The sequence below is a fragment of the Paenibacillus sp. FSL H8-0317 genome, assembly GCF_045040685.1.
Lineage (GTDB): Bacteria > Bacillota > Bacilli > Paenibacillales > Paenibacillaceae > Paenibacillus.
On sequence record NZ_CP150294.1, the window covers coordinates 5,629,415 to 5,649,232 of the forward strand.

The 19,818-nt window shown below is 47.2% G+C and carries 15 protein-coding genes and 1 riboswitch; of the genes, 3 read left to right on the forward strand and 12 right to left on the reverse strand.

All coding sequences use genetic code 11. From position 1 onward, the window contains the following. Positions 1–18: 18 nt before the first annotated feature. Positions 19–1,473 carry a PTS mannitol transporter subunit IICB gene (locus tag MHB43_RS25215; protein ID WP_339178744.1) on the reverse strand — a complete coding sequence of 485 codons (1,455 nt, stop codon included), beginning with the start codon at positions 1,471–1,473 and terminating at the stop codon, positions 19–21. Positions 1,474–1,892: 419 nt separating this feature from the next. Further along, positions 1,893–2,285, reverse strand: coding sequence for a glycine cleavage system protein GcvH (gcvH, locus tag MHB43_RS25220; protein ID WP_047844042.1), 393 nt, complete (start codon positions 2,283–2,285; stop codon positions 1,893–1,895). Positions 2,286–2,629: 344 nt separating this feature from the next. Beyond that, a riboswitch (glycine riboswitch) is annotated at positions 2,630–2,752 on the forward strand. Between the two features lie 320 nt (positions 2,753–3,072). Here gcvH and gcvT point away from each other — a divergent pair. The 3 genes from gcvT to gcvPB all read left to right on the forward strand — a co-directional run bounded on the left by gcvT (position 3,073) and on the right by gcvPB (position 7,135). Beyond that, positions 3,073–4,209, forward strand: a complete 1,137-nt coding sequence (gene gcvT, locus MHB43_RS25225; RefSeq protein WP_405130678.1) for a glycine cleavage system aminomethyltransferase GcvT — start codon at positions 3,073–3,075, stop codon at positions 4,207–4,209. Further along, positions 4,206–5,561, forward strand: coding sequence for an aminomethyl-transferring glycine dehydrogenase subunit GcvPA (gene gcvPA / locus MHB43_RS25230; RefSeq protein ID WP_405130679.1), 1,356 nt, complete (start codon positions 4,206–4,208; stop codon positions 5,559–5,561). The genes gcvT and gcvPA overlap by 4 nt, the downstream gene beginning before the upstream one ends. Before the next feature lie 134 nt (positions 5,562–5,695). Beyond that, positions 5,696–7,135, forward strand: coding sequence for an aminomethyl-transferring glycine dehydrogenase subunit GcvPB (gcvPB, locus tag MHB43_RS25235; RefSeq protein ID WP_405132470.1), 1,440 nt, complete (start codon positions 5,696–5,698; stop codon positions 7,133–7,135). 239 nt (positions 7,136–7,374) lie between these two features. Here the strand turns inward: gcvPB and ptsP are convergent, their stop codons facing one another. The 10 genes from ptsP to galE form a co-directional block, all read right to left on the reverse strand. Next, positions 7,375–9,087 carry a phosphoenolpyruvate--protein phosphotransferase gene (gene ptsP, locus MHB43_RS25240; RefSeq protein WP_047844045.1) on the reverse strand — a complete coding sequence of 571 codons (1,713 nt, stop codon included), beginning with the start codon at positions 9,085–9,087 and terminating at the stop codon, positions 7,375–7,377. Beyond that, entirely contained in the window at positions 9,080–9,355 is a 276-nt protein-coding gene (locus tag MHB43_RS25245; RefSeq protein WP_036617010.1) for an HPr family phosphocarrier protein, read from the reverse strand. The genes ptsP and MHB43_RS25245 overlap by 8 nt, the downstream gene beginning before the upstream one ends. Before the next feature lie 77 nt (positions 9,356–9,432). After that, a complete protein-coding gene (ptsG, locus tag MHB43_RS25250; protein ID WP_221824720.1) occupies positions 9,433–11,484 on the reverse strand; it encodes a glucose-specific PTS transporter subunit IIBC in 2,052 nt (683 codons plus the stop codon). Positions 11,485–11,770: 286 nt separating this feature from the next. Continuing rightward, positions 11,771–12,625, reverse strand: a complete 855-nt coding sequence (glcT, locus tag MHB43_RS25255; RefSeq protein ID WP_076212401.1) for a glucose PTS transporter transcription antiterminator GlcT — start codon at positions 12,623–12,625, stop codon at positions 11,771–11,773. Between the two features lie 166 nt (positions 12,626–12,791). Further along, positions 12,792–14,345, reverse strand: a complete 1,554-nt coding sequence (locus MHB43_RS25260; RefSeq protein ID WP_145323943.1) for a flotillin family protein — start codon at positions 14,343–14,345, stop codon at positions 12,792–12,794. A 63-nt stretch (positions 14,346–14,408) separates the two neighbouring features. Further along, complete coding sequence (locus MHB43_RS25265; RefSeq protein ID WP_221824722.1) at positions 14,409–14,945, reverse strand: protease; 537 nt, start codon at positions 14,943–14,945, stop codon at positions 14,409–14,411. Between the two features lie 276 nt (positions 14,946–15,221). Continuing rightward, positions 15,222–16,385 (reverse strand): iron-containing alcohol dehydrogenase, encoded by a 1,164-nt coding sequence (locus MHB43_RS25270; RefSeq protein WP_047844049.1) that lies wholly within the window; start codon positions 16,383–16,385, stop codon positions 15,222–15,224. A gap of 93 nt (positions 16,386–16,478) precedes the next feature. Beyond that, the gene (locus tag MHB43_RS25275; RefSeq protein ID WP_405130680.1) at positions 16,479–17,066 is read right to left on the reverse strand and encodes an MSMEG_1061 family FMN-dependent PPOX-type flavoprotein; all 588 of its coding nucleotides are present in this window, start codon (positions 17,064–17,066) and stop codon (positions 16,479–16,481) included. Between the two features lie 148 nt (positions 17,067–17,214). Then, positions 17,215–18,813, reverse strand: a complete 1,599-nt coding sequence (locus MHB43_RS25280) for a UDP-glucose--hexose-1-phosphate uridylyltransferase (protein ID WP_405130681.1) — start codon at positions 18,811–18,813, stop codon at positions 17,215–17,217. A 14-nt stretch (positions 18,814–18,827) separates the two neighbouring features. Then, entirely contained in the window at positions 18,828–19,817 is a 990-nt protein-coding gene (galE, locus tag MHB43_RS25285) for a UDP-glucose 4-epimerase GalE (RefSeq protein ID WP_017686840.1), read from the reverse strand. Position 19,818: the final 1 nt, after the last annotated feature.

Genomic DNA, 19,818 nt, shown 5'->3' on the forward strand with positions numbered 1-19,818 from the left:
GAAAACGAATGCGTGCAATTACTTTAGACGTTCAACGAGCGCATCGTATTCCGGGCTTTTTAGGAAGTTGTCGATGGATATATGTTCTGCGTTCGGCGCTACGGAGCGGGCACGATCGGTTAATACTTGTTGTGTAATTACCACATCTGCATCCGGCGGGATATCACTGATAGCCGTATTGGTCACCGTAACGTCAATCCCCTCTGCCTTCATCTTCTTGCGTAGAATGGAAGCGCCCATGGCACTCGACCCCATGCCTGCATCACAGGAGAAGACAATTTTCTTCACATCTGTTTTCACTGTAGAAGAAGCCATATCTGCGACTCTGTCTGCTTCACGTTGATTAGCCGTAATACCAGCGTTTGGCACGGTTCCTTGACTCTTCATGTCTTTCATCCGACTGGATGCGGACTCCAGATCTTCGTCCTTTTGTTTACCCGTTTTCAGCAACACTGCTGCAACCAGGAAGGATACAACTGCTGCTACAAGCACCCCTGCGAGCATCGGCAGGTATCCACCTTTTGGTGTTAAGAGGAAATACGCGATAATACTACCCGGTGATGGTGCCGAAACAAGTCCTGCTCCAGTGAGCATGAATGTTAATGTACCTGCGACGCCACCCGCAATTGCGGCAAGAATCAGAATCGGTCTCATCAAAATGTAAGGGAAGTAGATCTCATGAATTCCCCCGAAGAAATGAATGATAACAGCACCCGGTGCAGAAGATTTGGCCATTCCGCGTCCGAAGAAACAGTAAGCAAGCAAGATACCAAGTCCCGGACCCGGGTTCGATTCAAGCATGTATAAAACGGATTGCCCTAATTCTCTTGCCTGATCTGTTGCAATCGGTGTCAGAATCCCGTGGTTGATTGCATTGTTCAGGAACAATACTTTACCTGGTTCAATGATTAGATTGACCAGCGGTAACAAGCCCAGATTCATTAAGCCTTGTACCCCGGCAGACAATACTTTGCTAATCGCTTCTACAGCAGGCCCGATGCCCAGTAGCGCAAAAATCCCCAAGATCCCGCCAATAATACCGGCTGAGAAGTTGTTAACCAGCATTTCAAATCCGGCTCTAACTTTACCTTCAATGGATTTATCAAACTTTTTAATGATCCATGCTGCCAGTGGTCCGGCAATCATGGCACCGAGGAACATTGGAATATCACTACCCACGATGACCCCGATGGTCATAATGGCACCCACGACACCACCGCGCTGACCATGCACCATCGTACCCCCGGTGTAACCAATTAACAGTGGCAGCAAATATTTGATCATCGGATCGACTAGCTGGGCAAGCGTCTCGTTAGGGAACCAGCCTGTTGGAATGAACAGAGCCGTAATTAATCCCCAGGCGATAAATGCGCCCATATTCGGCATGACCATACCACTCAGGAATCGGCCGAAGCGCTGAACCCCTACCCGTAGCCCACCTTTGGAATTGGACGATTGGTCCAAATTACTCATTGTATTATCCTCCTTGGATCAAGTGATTATGATTTATGAAAGGGGTATCATTTCTCCCCTGTTGTAATCCTAAGCGAGAATGCTCTCCTGTTCAATGAAATGAAAGCGTACTTTCGTCATGAACAATGATGACAACATTAGGTTATGTAATCGTTTTAATCGATGCATAATGACTCAACCCCTTGATACACAAGGCTTTTTCCGCCTATGACTTTTATCATTTCCAGAATCATTTTCTAACCTATAGCTTGGTCCAATCAGGTGATTTACATCCACAATCTGATTCAATCCACATTCAAAACCATTCTTGGAAAGCACAAAAAACCTGTGCAAGCATCAGGCTCACACAGGTCGAAACAATATGAAGCTCATATCATTTAAATATAAAATATATGTTAATAAGTACAAGTTCGTTGATACTATTCTTCCGTATGTTTCCGATACGCGTCTGCATTCATCAATGTAGACAATGCTGCTGTCAGATCTCCCTCAACACGGATCTCAATCATCCAGCCTTCCTCGTAAGGAGAGCTGTTCACAAGTTCAGGGGAATCCTGCAACGAATCATTGACTGCAATAATTGAACCTGTGACGGGAGAGAACAAGTCCGAAACCGTTTTGACCGATTCGATCGTTCCAATGCTATCTTCTGCTTTTACATTGGTTTCAAGGTCAGGCAGTTCCACAAACACAATGTCACCCAGCTGATGCTGTGCGAACTCGGTAATGCCAATACGTACAGTATCCTCCCCTACGGTTTGCACCCATTCATGCTCTTCACTGTACAGGAAATCACTTTTCAATTCGCTCATCGATATCCGCCTCGCTTTTCATTAAATGAGTGCATGCGTTCTTTGACCTTAACCTTTTTCCCAGAACATAGCGTATGATATTTATGAATCAAATGTCAAGATACCTCACAATTTATTTACTGAACACCTCTAAATCCTGTAACCGGATTACACTCTTTCTTCATATATTGGTGAATATTAGAATAGTAAGCGTAGTCTTTTTGGATACACGAACAATAATAGTGAATACAAATTAAACATTCGGTTTTTAATTATTATCTATGACATCGTTCTTGACATCAGCAGTGGATTCACGTTTTAATGAGAGGAGTAAATGTGTTTATTGGACTATGTTATACCCGCGGATGAATGTAAAGGGAGAGATTACCCGTGACACCCGATTCGGGATGCACATGAGGTAACGCCGAAGGAGTAAACCACCGATAAGCGGGGGTGAATCTCTCAGGCAAAAGGACTTTTACGGGACGCAACTCTGGAGAGCATCTATTCGCCCTGTGCGGGCGTTATGATCACCCAAGGGGAAACCTGCTGCACAACGTAGTGGGGTAACTCTCAGGTACAAGGGACAGAGCCTTAGAATACAGCGTGCTACTTGGCATGCCGATTCTTTGGCCTGTCCTTTTCCTTTTTCCCAAAAAACGAAAAACAGGATGTAGAACGGCGCTGCCATAGCTGCCTTACCATACTTATGTGATGAAATTATCTAGCTGAAAATTTAAAAATACCCTGGTTCATTGATCCACGATTGTATATCCGGCCGGCTCACGGCCCATGACGAGGTGATTTGATGTCCGATTTGCTTAGAACACCACTCTTCCCACTGTATCAGCAATACGAAGGCGTACGGTGCATTGATTTTGGAGGCTGGGAGCTTCCGGTACAATTTAGCGGAATCCAGAAAGAACATGAAGCGGTACGCGAGCGCGCGGGACTGTTCGATGTATCCCATATGGGCGAATTCACGGTACAGGGTGAGCAGGCTGAAGCGTTTTTGCAACAAATGATGACCAATGATGTGACCACGCTGGTTCCCGATCAAGCCCAGTACACCCTGATGTGTTATCCAGATGGCGGTGTGGTGGATGATCTGCTCGTGTATAAGCTGAAAGATCAGCATTATATGCTTGTGGTTAACGCCTCTAACATCGACAAGGATTGGGCGTGGCTGCAAGAGCACTTGATCCCTGGCGTAAGCATGACCAACGATTCGGAGCAGACGGCGTTGCTCGCCCTGCAAGGTCCACTGGCTACAGACATTATTGAAAAAGTTACAGATACGGATGTATCCACGATTGAACCGTTCCGTTTTGTACAGGATGCCGAAGTCTGTGGAGTAAAATTACTGTTGTCACGTACCGGTTATACAGGTGAAGATGGATTTGAACTATATGTATCTGCGGACCAAGCCGCTGCGGTCTGGAATGGGTTAATGCAAGCGGGTAAAGGTCACGGACTCGTACCAACCGGACTTGGTGCCCGGGATACACTGCGCTTTGAAGCAAGGTTACCACTGTATGGACAGGAATTGTCGGCAACCATCTCTCCGCTTGAAGCTGGTGTTGGCATGTTTGTGAAGCTGCACGCCGGACCTTTTATCGGACACGAAGCCTTGTTACAGCAAAAAACTGACGGGCCTGCCCGCAAACTGGTCGGCATCGAAGTGTTGGAGCGCGGTATTCCCCGTCCCCACTATCCGATTTACGCCGAAGGCGTACAGATCGGTGAAGTGACAACAGGCACGCAATCACCTACATTGAAGCGTAATCTGGGGCTTGCCCTCATCGACAGCAAATACGCTGCGCTGGGAACCCCGCTTGAGATTGAGATTCGCGGCAAGAAATTAAAAGCCGAGGTCGTGAAGACCCCTTTTCTTAAACGGACACGTACGTCGAAGACACCTACTCAAGGAGCTGATCAAGCATGAGCAAGCACCGTTACATTCCCATGACTGAGCAAGATCAGAACGCCATGCTCGCAACCATTGGTGTGGGTACGCTGGAGGATCTGTTTCAGGACATTCCGCAGGAGATTCGTTATCAGGGCGAGCTGCCCGTATCCTCCAAACTTGATGAATATGCGCTGACACGTCACATGTCCAAACAAGCCGGCGCCAACGCCAATTTCGAAACACACGCCAGCTTCCTCGGCGCTGGCATATATGATCATCATGTTCCTTCCGTCATCAATCATGTCATTTCCCGTTCCGAGTTTTACACTGCCTACACACCTTATCAGCCTGAGATCAGCCAAGGTGAACTACAGGCCATTTTCGAATTTCAATCCTACATCTGTGAATTAACCGGTATGGCTGTAGCCAATGCCAGCATGTATGACGGCGCAACAGCTTTTGCGGAAGCCGGTAATCTCGCCGCAGCAGCAACTCGTCGCAAACAGCTCATCGTATCCCGTACCGTTCATCCGGAAGCCCGTCAGGTATTGCAGGCATATGCGCACGGACTCCGTCTGGAGATTGTCGAGATTGGTTATAAGGATGGCGTCACTGATTGGGATGCCCTGCAAGCAGCCATATCCGACGATACCGCTGCTGTCATGATCCAGAGTCCAAACTTCTTTGGTGCCGTGGAAAATGTAAAGCAGGCTGCCGATCTGGTGCATGCGCACAAGGGCCTGCTCGTTGTAAGTGCCAACCCGCTATCGCTGGGTCTGCTGGAAGCCCCAGGCAAGCTGGGTGCCGACATCGTTGTAGGTGATGCGCAGCCCCTCGGCATCGCCGCTTCACTCGGCGGTCCGACATGCGGATATTTCGCCGTATCCCAGCCTCATATGCGCCGCATTCCTGGTCGAATCGTAGGTCAGACCACCGATCGTAACGGCAAACGTGGTTTTGTACTCACGCTGCAAGCGCGTGAACAGCATATCCGTCGCGAAAAGGCGACATCCAATATCTGTTCCAATCAGGCTTTACTTGCACTCAGCGCATCTGTATATATGTCCATCATGGGTAAACAGGGCATGATCGATGTCGCGGATCTGAATCTGCAAAAGAGTCATTACACCCTGAATACATTAACTGCGATTTCAGGCGTTAGCCTGACGTTTAATGCACCAACATTCAATGAGTTTGTGATTAAACTTCCTGAAGGAACCGATGTGGATGCCCTTCAACTGAAACTGCTGGATGCGGGCTTTATTGGTGGTTACGAACTTGGACGTGATTATCCAGAGCTTGCCGGACATATGCTGATTGCTGTTACCGAACGACGCAGTAAGGAAGAGATTGACGAATTCGCACGAGCATTGGAGGGATCGCTGTGACTCAGGAAACGACGACAACGACAACATCGGTACAGGGACAATCGGAAACAGGTACCTCTGTCTCCACTTCGGTTCAACCTGAGACGGATACAACATTTAGTGCACAGACCTTATCTCCTGCTCCGGAACAATCATTGATTTTTGAACTCAGCAGCCCGGGGCGTGTCGCTTATTCCTTGCCAGAATGTGACGTTCCTCGTCAGGCCGCCAATACGTTGATTCCCCGGGAAATGCTCCGTTCGGAAGCAGCGGCACTGCCGGAAGTGTTCGAGATAGATGTTATTCGACATTATACTGCGCTATCCCGTCGCAACTTCGGTGTAGATAACGGATTCTACCCACTGGGCTCTTGTACGATGAAATACAATCCAAAGATTAATGAGGATGTTGCACGTTATAACGGTTTCGCCAAAATCCATCCGTACCAGCATGAATCCAGCATTCAAGGTGCTCTTGAACTGTTATATACGTTGCAAAACGACCTTGCAGGTCTGACAGGTATGGACGCTGTGACTCTGCAACCAGCCGCTGGTGCCCATGGAGAATGGACTGGACTTATGATGATTCGTGCCTACCACGAAGGTCGTGGCGAACAACGTACCAAAGTCATCGTGCCCGATTCATCTCACGGGACCAACCCGGCAAGTGCTACCGTTGCAGGATTTGAAACTGTGACGATTCCATCCCGGGCAGACGGACTAGTTGATCTGGATGCATTCCGTGCAGCCGTCGGTTCGGATACGGCGGCATTGATGCTGACAAATCCGAATACACTTGGTTTGTTCGAGAAAGACATTCAGGAGATTGCATCCATCGTACACCAGGCTGGTGGTTTGCTATACTACGATGGCGCGAACTCCAATGCCATTATGGGCATTACCCGTCCGGGTGATATGGGCTTTGACGTGGTGCATCTGAACTTGCACAAAACGATGAGTACACCTCATGGCGGTGGTGGACCTGGCGCCGGACCAGTCGGGGTGAAGAGCCGTCTGATTCCGTTCCTGCCTAAACCCATGGTGATCAAAAATGATGACGGTATGTATGCATTCGATCGTGAAGGCGATCAATCCATTGGCCGAGTGAAAGCCTACTATGGTAACTTCGGTATATTGGTACGTGCCTATGCCTACATTCGTACCTATGGACCGGAAGGATTGCGCCGTGTATCTGAATGTGCGGTACTCAATGCTAACTATATGATGGCCCGTCTCGCACCTTACTACGAGATTCCGTATCCGGGTGTATGCAAACATGAATTTGTCATGTCTGGACGGGGGTTGAAGCAATATGGTGTACGCACACTTGACGTTGCCAAACGATTGCTTGATTTTGGATATCATCCACCAACCGTGTACTTCCCGCTCAACGTCGAAGAATGCATCATGATCGAGCCGACAGAAACCGAAAGTAAAGAAACGCTGGATGGGTTCATTGATACGATGATACGGATTGCCAAAGAAGCCGAAGAGACACCAGAATTGGTACTCAACGCACCTTACGGAACACCGGTCACTCGTCTGGATGAAACCACCGCCGCTCGCAAACCTGTACTGAACTGCGCTTGCAGTTAAGCACTAAGTGTATTACTAATCATGCTCTTGCTGATGTTAACTACACCAGTAAGAGCATTTTTTTGGTTAGACATTACAGGACCTTTCTCCTCGTACTCCCCTTCTAATTCCTATACATCTACGCAACAAAAAAAGCCGGTATCCACAATGAATCGCGGATATCGGCAAAATCGCTACATCAATGCAGCTTATTATCGGAAAAAGAAAAAACCTCAAATCCGGAGGAAACCCCGGCAAAATTACGCTTGAATGCTTTGAACCAATTCAACAACTTGTTCAGCCGTTTGCATATCCAGAGCTTTAGCAGCCAGTTCCTGCATATCCGCACGGGACAATTTGGTGATCTGACTACGAGCTGGCAGAATGGAGGTTGCGCTCATGCTGAACTCATCCAATCCAAGACCAAGCAACAATGGAATTGCTGTTTCGTCTCCTGCCATCTCACCACACATGCCAACCCATTTGCCTTCACGATGCGCTGCATCGATAACCATTTTAACCAAACGCAAAATGGCTGGGTTGTAAGGTTGGTACAGATACGCTACTCTTTCGTTCATACGGTCAGCAGCCATTGTGTATTGAATCAGATCGTTCGTTCCGATACTGAAGAAATCCACTTCTTTGGCAAACTGATCCGCCAGAACTGCAGTCGAAGGAATTTCGACCATGATTCCGAGTTGAATGCTGTCAGAAACAGCAATGCCTTCAGCAACCAGCTTCTCTTTCTCTTCGAGCAAGACAGCTTTTGCTTCACGGAATTCACCGAGTGTTGCGATCATCGGGAACATGACACGCAGGTTTCCATGTACGCTTGCACGCAGCAATGCACGCAATTGTGTACGGAAGATATCCAGACGGTCCAGACACAGACGAACTGCGCGGAAGCCGAGGAATGGATTCATTTCTTTTGGCAGATCCAGGTATGGAAGCTCTTTGTCTCCACCGATGTCGAGTGTACGAACAACAACAGGTTTACCTTCCATTTTTTCCAGTACCGCTTTGTAAGCATTATACTGAATGTCTTCGGAAGGGAGCTTGTCTCTGCCCATGTACAAGAACTCGGTACGGTACAGGCCTACAGCCTCGCCACCGTTCTCCAGAACACCCGTTACATCATTTGGTGTACCGATGTTGGCTGCAAGTTCAACATGAACGTTGTCCACCGTTACCGTTGGCTCATCACGAAGTTTTCTCCACTCTGCACGTTGTGCATCATACTGTTCCTGTTTGGCACGGTATTCAGCAATAACTTCATCAGTAGGGTTAACCAGTACGTGACCATCCAGACCGTCAACAATGATCATATCGCCTTGTTTCGCTTGAGCCAAGATGTCCTTGGTTCCAACAACAGCTGGAATTTCAAGTGAGCGCGCCATGATCGCCGAGTGAGAAGTACGTCCACCAATGTTGGTTGCAAAACCTTTAACAAATTGGCGGTTCAATTGAGCCGTGTCAGAAGGTGTTAGATCCTCCGCAAGCACGATCACTTCTTCATTGATCTCAGCCGGACTCATGAAGTCGATACCAAGCAAGTGATTTAGCACACGTTTGGTAACGTCACGCATATCTGCTGCACGTTCCTGCAGGTATGCACTCTTCATGTTCTCAAACATGGAGATAAATTGCGATGCTGTTTCGTTCAAAGCAAATTCTGCATTGATCATGTCATCCGCAATTCTAGCTTTAACCGGATCAATTAGTTCCGGGTCATTCAGAATGAGCAAATGCGAAGCAAAAATCTCTGCTTTTTTCTCGCCAAGCTCTTGTAAAGTGCGCTCTTTGATCGCCTCAAGCTCAGCCTGGGATTTACCCAGAGCTGAGTCGAGTTTCGCGATCTCTGCGTCAACGTCGTTAATTTGGCGTTTTTCTACAGAGTAGTCAGGATGCTCCAAGATAAACGCCTTGGCGATAGCAATACCCGCCGAAGCCGCGATCCCGGAGACATTAAGCATTAATTTCGCCCAACCCTTCGTTAACCATAACGTCAGTCAAAGCTTGAAGAGCTTCAGCTTCGCCTTCGCCTTCAACGATAATGCTGATGGTGTCGCCTTGTTCCAATCCGAGGGAAAGAACACCCAGAATGGACTTCAAAGTTACTTTTTTACCGTTAGCTTCTGCAAAGGATTCTGCACCTTTGAATTTGTTTGCTGTATTTACCAGGGCTGTCGCCGGACGTGCGTGGATACCATCTTCGTCTGTAATTCTGAATGTTTGTTGCATTACAATCATCTCACTTTCAGTAGTTTGGTTTAGGCATTGCATATATTTACACTTGCTTGCCATTGTCGTAACACTTCTTATTTTATCTCAATGATTGGCTGTTCGCCAACTTTCAGCACTCCGCTCTTCTTCAGAGTTACTGTGGAGCCCTCTGGCAGATTGGTGAAAATAACTGGTGAAATGATCGAAGGAGCGTTTGCTTTGACATACTCCAGATCCACTTCCATAATCGGCTGACCTGCCGATACCAGATCACCTTCCTGTACCAGTACGTTAAAGCCTTGACCTTTCAGCTTCACCGTATTAACACCTATATGAACAAGCACTTCTTTGCCTCCATCGGACATGATGCCCACGGCATGTTTGCTTGGAAATACATTAAACACTTTACCATACACAGGAGAAGTAATCGTACCATCATGTGGCAAAATTGCGAACCCATCACCTGTCATTTTCTCAGCAAAGACCGGATCAGGTACATTTGTAATGTCCAGCAATTCACCATTGACTGGCATGACGATATCCTCAGCAACGATGCGCTCGCCTTGCTCACCTTGTGCCTTCTCCTCTTCAGGAGTTGGTTTGGCAGCTGCTGGCGTTGGTGCTGGTGTTCTTCCTGCAATAATATCCTGCATCTGAGATTTGATCGTGTCAGAACGTGTTCCGAAGATGGCTTGAACATTATTACCCACTTCAAGTACACCAGATGCACCCAATTGTTTCAAACGATCTTTTTTCACATTGGATTTCTCATTAACTTCAATCCGCAAACGAGTAATACAAGCGTCCAGATGTTTGATATTCTCTTTGCCACCGAAAGCTTCGAGAATGTTATGGGGCAGATCATCCGTTGAACCAGATCCTCCGCCAGATTCGGTTTCAGGCGTTGCATCCTCTCGTCCAGGTGTCTTGAGATTAAATTTGCGAATGATAAACCGGAAACCGAAGTAATAGATCACCGCAAGAATCAATCCGACAATAATAACGTCCCACCAAGGTGTACGGTTCGGAATAATCCCGAAAATCAGGAAGTCAATGAACCCACCGGAGAAGGTCATACCGATCTTTACACCCAGAATTTGCATGGTCATGAAAGACAAACCTGCAAAGATACAGTGTACTGCAAACAGGATTGGTGCTACAAACAAGAACGAGAATTCAAGTGGTTCTGTGATACCTGTCAGGAACGAGGTCAGTGCAGCTGAACCCATGATACCTGCAACATACTTTTTGTGCTCCGGTCTTGCTTCATGGTACATCGCAAGTGCCGCTGCTGGCAAACCAAACATCATGAACGGGAATTTACCAACTTGGAATGTTCCTGCTGTGAGAGCAACGCCATCACGTAACTGGCTGAAGAAAATCTTCTGATCCCCACGAATAACATCTCCGGCTTTATTCACATACTCACCGAACTCAAACCAGAATGGGGAGTAGAAAATGTGGTGAAGACCAAACGGAATTAATGACCGTTCCACAACTCCGAAGATGAATGCCGACAATGTCGGGCTTGTATCTACCATGAAGTGAGATACAGCATTCAATCCATTTTGAATCGGTGGCCAGATAATCACCAGAAGCAACCCGATTAAGAGGGATACAACCGAAGTGATAATCGGAACGAAACGTTTACCTGCAAAGAAACCGAGGTAAGACGGCAGTTCGATTTTGAAAAATCGATTGTAACACAGCGCGGCGGCAATACCTATGATAATACCTCCGAACACGCCTGTACTTAATGTTGGGATACCCAAGATGCTGGCATAACCCGGTACTTCACCGATCATTGCCGGAGTAACACCTACTGCAGATCCTAATGTGACGTTCATGACCAGATAACCGATGATCGCTGCGAGACCTGCAACCCCTTCGCCACCGGCCAATCCGACGGCTACACCGACGGCGAACAACAATGCCAGATTATCAAATACGATCTGACCTGCGTTCATCATAATTGTTGCGATCGAGTTCACCCAAGGGGTGTCGAGCGCCGTTACATATTGCAAGAAATCTGGATTAACCAGCATGTTACCAATTCCGAGCAGCAAACCTGCCGCAGGTAGAATGGCTACAGGCAACATAAGAGCTTTACCTACTCTTTGCAATACACCAAAAAGCTTTTTGAACATCGCGTCGTTTCTCCCTTTCGTCTAAGTTATATGTTGTGATACAAGCAAGGGAACACAAAAAAGGCATGAATTAACAAAGTGAAATGTGCCAACCTTGGGGTATAGCATACCCTGTACAAGGAAAGAACAATCACACTTTAATTAACTCATGCCTGATCGAGTCAGTAACACGTCGCTTATGTTTATTCAGTTGCTTGATTACGGAAACCATTGTAGCACCAGTTCTAATCCATTGCAAGCCTTTACACCCAAAAAATAAATCCCGCATTCCATCACTGGAATGATCTCACTTATTCTCTTCTTCCTTCCGCTGATTCAGCCTTTGCAGATGAATGGTCAGATAACCTACCTCCGCAGGATAAACTGGCAGTTTCAGTCTTTTCTCCATCACTTTGGTCAGTTTCCATGCAAGCGAGTACATTTCGGGATACTCCAACTTGAGCAGGGAATCCAACTTATGAAGCTCCTCCACTTTGTCTCCACGCCGAACACGCTCAAGAGCGAAACGAAGATGAGTCAGCAAACGAGAGTAATCAAGCGATTCTGTTTCAAACGAATAATCGAGTTGATCAGACACCAGGTTCACCAAATCAGTGATCAATTGTGAATGTTCACGTACCTGAGATATATTTTGATTGGTCATTGCGCTATAGATGTGGAGGGCAACAAAACCAATCTCGTCCATCCCCAAATCTACGCCCATTCTCTCTTTGATCAAACGAACAGCGTATTCTCCCATTCGATATTCTTCAGGATAAATCTCGCGGGTTTCATATAAAAATGGATTTTGTATGATAATGCCCTGCTCCTTGCGTTTTAACGCGAAAGAAATGTGATCGGTTAATGCAATATGGATATGTTCATTCAGAGGAACGTCCGTACGCTCTGCAATATACGTAATAACTTCGTTAATAATCTCGATCAGTGCTTCATCCACCTGTGGAAGAAGCTGTTTGTACTGCTCTTGCTCCTGCTGGTTTTTCAAAATAAACATTTTCTCCACAGCCATCAATGGAATGTGATCACTCGGTTTTCGGTTAAAGCCAATGCCTTTACCAATAACAACGACTTCCCCGTGTTCTGGATGCTGTGCAATGATTACATTATTATTTAGCGCTTTATCTACATGCAGGCTGCTCATTGTTTGCACCTCTTTTTCACACCATCTTAGGTGTGATTAAGTCACACCCTGTTTACGAACGAAAAGACACCCGGAGCGGGCAAACCGCGCCGGACGTCTCGCTTAAAAAGTAACAAAAATTCGTCTTAAGGTCAATAGAGCAACCATGCAAGATTCGAAGTGTTTCTTACTCGTCAACGCCAGCTCTTTCCACAATCTTGTCGATTATAGAAGGAGTTGTAACAGCCTCGCTCTGTTGAATGGCAACTGGCGCAGGTGTTTTAGACTTCGTAAGGCCTTTGATCAGCTGCTCTACATCGATGCCGGATACACTTTTGAGCATCTCTGGAGCGGTCGCCATAAGTTCAGTAACATAGTTGCTCACTCGCGCTGCACCTTCACCTTTACCTGTATCTACCACCGTCAATTTATCAATGGATGCAATTGGTTCTGCAATTTTACCAGCCAGTTCAGGCAGCATTTTGACAATGATATCGAGTACAGCTGCTTCGCCAAACTTCTGGAACGCTTCGGCCAGTTTTTCTTTTGCTTCTGCTTCAGCAAGACCACGCAAACGAATAACTTCTGCATCTGCTGTACCTTTGGCAAGTTCCGCATCCGCCATGGCCTGACCTTCAAGTCGCTTCTGTTCAGCTGTTGCTTTGGCATGTGTTTCGATGGAGTACTGTACCGCATCGGCTTCACGCATTCTCTTGGCTTTATCCGCTTCGGCTGCCTGCTCCACCGCATAACGGTCCGCTTCTGCCTTTTTCTTCACTTCAGCATCGTATTGCTTCTCACGTACAACGATTTCTTTTTCCTGGAGGTCAATCTCACGTTCTTTACGAACAAGTTCAACCTTCATTTCTTCCTCCACCACAGTCTGTCTGGCGCGAGCTTCATGGATATGGTAAGCCTGATCGGCTTCTGCTTTGGCTGTATCCTGATCCCGCTTAAACGTGGCTACTTTCAGTTCTTTCTCTTTGGCTGCCTCGGCGATATTGGTATCCCGCAGCAACTCTGCTTTTTGCCCCTGTTCCTCCGCATTAGCCTTCTGAATACGTGCATCACGCATTGCTTCTGCTTCAGCAATCTCGGCATCACGCTTCACTGCGGCAATTCTCGGTTTACCGAGAGCATCCAGGTAACCCTGTTTATCACGAACATCCTTGATGGTAAATGAAACAATTTGCAGTCCCATTTTCTTCAGATCTCTAGCTGCTACGCCTTGAACCTCTTGGGCAAAACGATCCCGGTTCCGATATACTTCTTCCACCGTCATTGTACCGAGGATGGCCCGCAAGTGCCCCTCCAGTACCTCCTGTGCTTCGCTTCTCAGCGCTTCTACAGGTTTACCGATGAATTGCTCAGCTGCCGTAGCAACGTCTTCTACAGCGCCTCCAACCTTGATAATAGCTACACCGTCAGCAATAACCGGAACCCCTTGCTCCGTGTACACTTCAGGTGTGGAGACATCCAGCTTGTGGGACAACAAGGAGATAAACTCGGACTGCTGGAATACCGGCAGGATAAATGCACCGCCACCACGAACAATTTTGATTTTTCGGCCAGAATCATCATCGGAGATATTTTTGCTACCCAGGAATGACCCCGTAACGATCATCGCTTCATCCGGTCCAACCGTTTTGTACCTCGCCCAGAAAGCCAGACCCAAAATTAGAATGACTCCGACTACAACTATAGGAATCAACAAAACATCCCAGTTCAAATTTAAATCCATTCCACATCTCTCCCCTTATTCATTCATGATGAGTGCTTAAACTAATTAGGTGATTAGAATACTTTATAAATCTTTAAGTACATTTTCATCCCATTCCGACACACGCAGTACGCCATCTACAACATCCACCACAACAACACGTGCTCCCGCCGCAATGGGGAGGTGTTCAAAACTGGATGCCGTTTGAATCGTACTACCGGATGCAAAGCGGATCATCACTTCGCCAAAACCTTTTTCCGGCACCGGAATGGTGATTTCCCCAATTTTCCCAGATAACTCTTTCATTGAAAATGCAATAGAGACATCGCTGTTACGCATCGGTTTGATGTATGCGAAGAATACCAGCATGGCTGCAGCAATACCTATAAGCAGGGATAGTATTAGACCGGACATCGCACTTAATGAACTATAACGTGTCAGCATTATGCCTGCACCACCAAAGGTTGTAATGGAACCAGCTAACACAACGGGTTTGAAAAAATCAAGGCCTGGCATTTCAAAAGCTCCGTCCAGCAAGCCATCAATCAAGTCACCCAGCACAAGGCTGACAACCGCAAATATCGCCCCTCCGATTAGACACCCCCAATACATTGTTTCCATCCCCTGTTCCTCCTCTCTCTGCCGCAAATTCATCCTAACTGAGCATTCCACATGTAAATAAATACGTAGCTACCATCAAAATGTTTCAAAATCTTTCCTCAAATGTATTCTGGAGCCGATAATGGGTATTATCACAACATTCTGTTCTCCTTGCTTCATGTTCCTCCATCATTCTCGTGCAGATCCGAATACACGAAAAAACCGCAAGCCCCCATGAAGGAGACTTGCGGTTATTGGACGACAGAATGTGTCCTTCACTTTGCAGTGATTATAGAATTACAGAGAAGCCTTGTAGATGGATACAACATCTTCCCGTTGCAGTTTCTTGAAGTTACCGAATGGACCAAACAACATCGCTTTGTCAGCCATTACGTCGATCTGGCTGTCATCGATATCGTAATCTGCCAAACGGTTAGGTGCACCAATGGATGTCCAGAATTTGCTGAGCGCATCGATACCTTCTTCAGCAATCTGTCTGTCCGACTTGCCCTCAGGGTTCACTTCGAATACATTAATTGCCAGACGTTTGAATCGATCCACATTCACATCCAGGTTATGTTTCATCCAGTGTGGGAACAAGATCGCAAGTCCACCACCGTGTGGGATATCATACACTGCGGAAACCGCATGTTCAATATTATGTGTTGCCCAATCTCCTGCGAGACCCATATTCAGCACGCCATTCAGTGCCATTGTTCCGCAATACAGAATCGTTTCGCGCAGTTCATAGTTCTCCAGGTCTTCAACCAGACGAGGCGCTGCTTCCATGACAGTACGCAGAATCGTCTCACAGAAACCGAGTTGAACCGGTGTATTGGCATCCAGATGGAAGTAATGCTCCAGTACGTGGGACATCATATCCACCATGCCGTATACCGTTTGGTCCAGCGGAACAGTGTATGTATTCACCGGATCCAGGATAGAGAATGCAGGGAATGAGTATGCGCTACCCCAACCCAATTTTTCTTGTGTATCCTGATTCGTAATAACCGAACCCGAGTTCATCTCCGAACCGGTTGCTGCCATCGTCAATACGGTACCGAGTGGAAGAGCGTCCTGTGCAACGGCTTTGCGCTGAGCAAAATCCCACATATCGCCATCATATTTGGCACCTACCGCAATGGCTTTGGAGCAGTCTAGTACACTACCGCCACCTACAGCCAGGATCAGGTCGATGTTATTTGTTTTACAGAGGTCTACCCCTTTATGCACCGTAGAAAGACGCGGGTTAGGTTCCACACCAGCCAGTTCAGTCACTTCTGCTCCGGCTTCCTTAAGCAAACCGATCACTTGATCGTACAGACCACTACGTTTGATACTGCCGCCACCATATACAAGCAGAACCCGTTTACCGTATTTCGGCACTTCTGTCTTTAATGCTTCCAGTTGTCCTTTGCCGAAAATCAGCCGGGTTGGATTATAGAATTGGAAAGATCTCATATCTATTGTCGCCTCCAATGGAGTTTAGTATTTTTAGTGCAACTCCAATTATAGTACCCTGTTTATAGAAAAACAAATCCATAGTCACTCACTTTATAACAACCCGTTAATCTCCAAATGGGCTCGAAACATCTCGCTCGTTGAAGGCAAATCCTCAGCGTCTACCCATGTTTCTGAGGCCCATAATCCAGCCTGTTTGAATGCCCGCGGACAATGGATAAAGCACTCTTCCACATCCACAATGACAGCCGCACCTATGGTTTTACCACTCCACCCCATACTGGCGATGAATTCCTCATCCTTGGTAATGGATGCTGTACCATTAATACGCAGCACTTCATTCATACCCGGAATCAAAAAGAGCATGCCAATACCAGGGTTCGACAACATGTTCAACAACGAGTCTATCCGCCGATTGCCTGGGCGCTCGGGATAAACGAGCCGGTATGTATCATACACTTTCACAAATCCCGCTCCATCACCCCGAGGTGACACATCACTTTTTCCATCACGATCGGAGGTGGAGAGGAAAAATAATGGTGACATGGATATAAAGTTCTGAACATGTGAATCCACAAATGAAATTGCCTTGTTACGCACATGTTCATGCGGTTCACCCACCATGCCTTGCAGTTCCTCAGCATCTGTAATCAACGGAATATTCAGCGCCTTCTTTTCCAAATCATTAACCCCATTTCCTCAATTCATCATGGTACTCTAGGACTTCTCCCCATTATAACTGCCTCGGAGGTTCATTCCAATGCGTGCTCATGACAAGAAACACCCGCTCCTGAATGGGCGGGTGTTCTTGATTTGTTGATTATGTTGATTATTCAGTGTATCCCATGCTGCTTACAAAACGACGGAAAGCCTGGCGTCCTGCTTCATCATATTTGTAGACACCTGCATGCTCCAGAATCTCGGCGAATTTCAAGCCGACTTCCTGCTGTACAATGGCAACCGCTTGTTCTTTGTCCAGCTTAGGACCAAACCGTTCAATCAATTCTTCCGCCCAGCCCAGATGTTTGTTCAACACATGATCGGAAGCTTTGGCCGCTTCAGCAAGTTTGGCATCTCCAGCGAGGATATCCGCGATACTGTCCAGTTCTTCTTTCAAACGACCTGGCAGAATGGCAAGTCCCATCACTTCGATCAGACCAATGTTCTCTTTTTTCAAATGGTGCATCTCACGGTGCGGATGGAAAATCCCTTCCGGATGCACATCATTTGTACGGTTGTTACGTAATACAAGATCCATCTCATAACCACCATCTGCACTACGACGAACGATTGGTGTTACCGTATTGTGTGGCACTTGTTCCCCGTCCACTTCACTGAACGCTTCGATATCCACAGCAGAATCACTGTAGACCTTCCACGCTTCATATACGGCGTTACCCGCTTCAAGCAGCTCTGCAGGATCGTGTGAAGCCAGACGCATTACAGACATTGGCCATTTTACGAGACTCAGTGTAAGTCCAGGTGCATCCGCATGGCGGAAGACGGCCTCAGGCTGTGCATTTTGAATCGCGAACGTATGACGTCCGCCCTGGAAATGGTCATGTGTCAGAATCGATCCACCTACGATCGGCAGATCCGCGTTAGATCCGATAAAATAATGCGGGTACTCCCCGACAAAGGCAAGCAGTCTGCGAAGCGTATCCTTCGTCAGTTTCATCGGCACATGATCATGATGGAAAATGATGCAGTGCTCGTTGTAGTAAACATACGGCGAGTATTGGAACAACCAAGGCTCGTTGTTAAGCTTCAACGGAATGACTCTCAGGTTTTGGCGAGCAGGGTGATTCACCCGACCAGCGTAACCTACATTTTCACGACACAGCTGGCATTTAGGATATACCGGAGGCGGAAGCAACTTGGCCATGGCAATTTCCTTTGGACTTTTCTCCGGCTTCGACAGGTTGATGGTAATCTCCATGTCTCCATAGGCAGTGTCCTGTGTCCAGTAAACGTTCTTCGAGATCCGATCCATACGGATGTAGTTGGAGTTAATCGACAAGTCATAGAATTGAGATGTGGCCGCCTCAATGCCTTCCGTCTGCTCCGTGTGGCGGAATGCGCGTACCACCTCGGATGGACGAGCCATCAGATGACCCATGATTTTGGCATCCAGCAAATCACGGAACGTATCACTATTTTCAGGAATGAGTCCAATGGAAAATCCATAATCGATCAACGTATCCAGCATAGCCTGTGGGCCATCGGGCACATTCGTGTCCAACTCGCCGGCATAAGGCTCTGAGAATCCGAATTGTTCCAGCAAGAGGTTGCGGCTATAATCCCAATCCGCTTCCTCGATTAATTGTTTCTGCAAGGCAAATGCAACCAGACGTTCAATGGCATGCAGTGCTTCCTGCTGCTCCGGTGTCCGCTCTGTGGCACCTGCTGCAATATGAGTCTGTGACATAAGGTATTCGCCTCCTAGTTTTTTCCGTAGCCGTCAGGACGTGATTGGTGCCAGCTCCAAGCGCTTTGAATGACATCTTCCAGATTGGTCCATTTTGGATTCCAGCCCAGGACAGATCTCGCTTTTGCAGATGAAGCTACCAGCACAGCCGGGTCACCTGCACGACGTGGTTCCTGTACAACCGGGATATCGAGGCCAGTCACTTTTTTAGCTGTTTCGATCACTTGTTTTACAGAGAATCCTGTGCCGTTACCCAGATTAAACACGTTACTGTTCTCACCTTTGCGAAGATAATCTACTGCACGCAGATGTGCATCAGCCAAGTCGCTCACGTGGATATAGTCACGGATACATGTTCCATCTTCTGTTGCATAGTCGTCACCAAACACGGCGATGTGCGGGCGTTGTTTCAATGCTGTTTGCAGTACGAGTGGAATCAGGTGACTCTCTGGCTGGTGATCTTCACCAATTTTGCCGCTGTCATGTGCACCGGCTGCATTGAAGTAACGCAGGGAAACGTATTTGATATCCTGAACTTTATCGAACCATGACATCATGCGTTCCATCATCAGCTTTGTTTCGCCATATACGTTGGTTGGCTCCGTACGATCACTCTCTTCGATTGGCACTTTCTCAGGCTCACCGTAGGTAGCTGCTGTAGAGGAGAAGACGATGCGGCGTACGTTCGCTGCATTCATCGCTTCCAGCAGACAGAGTGTACCAAACACGTTGTTGTCATAATATTTAACCGGGTCTTTCATGCTCTCGCCTACGAGTGAGTTGGCTGCAAAGTGAATGACTGCATCGATTGAATTCTCAGCGAACAGCTTCGCCAGAATTTCTTTGTCACGCAGATCCCCTTCATACAACTTACCGCCGAGCAACGCTTCACGATGCCCTGTCTGCAAGTTATCCAGTACAACAACCTCTTCTCCACGTTCCAACAATGCTGCTACCGTATGAGACCCAATATACCCTGCTCCACCTGTCACCAAAATTGCCATT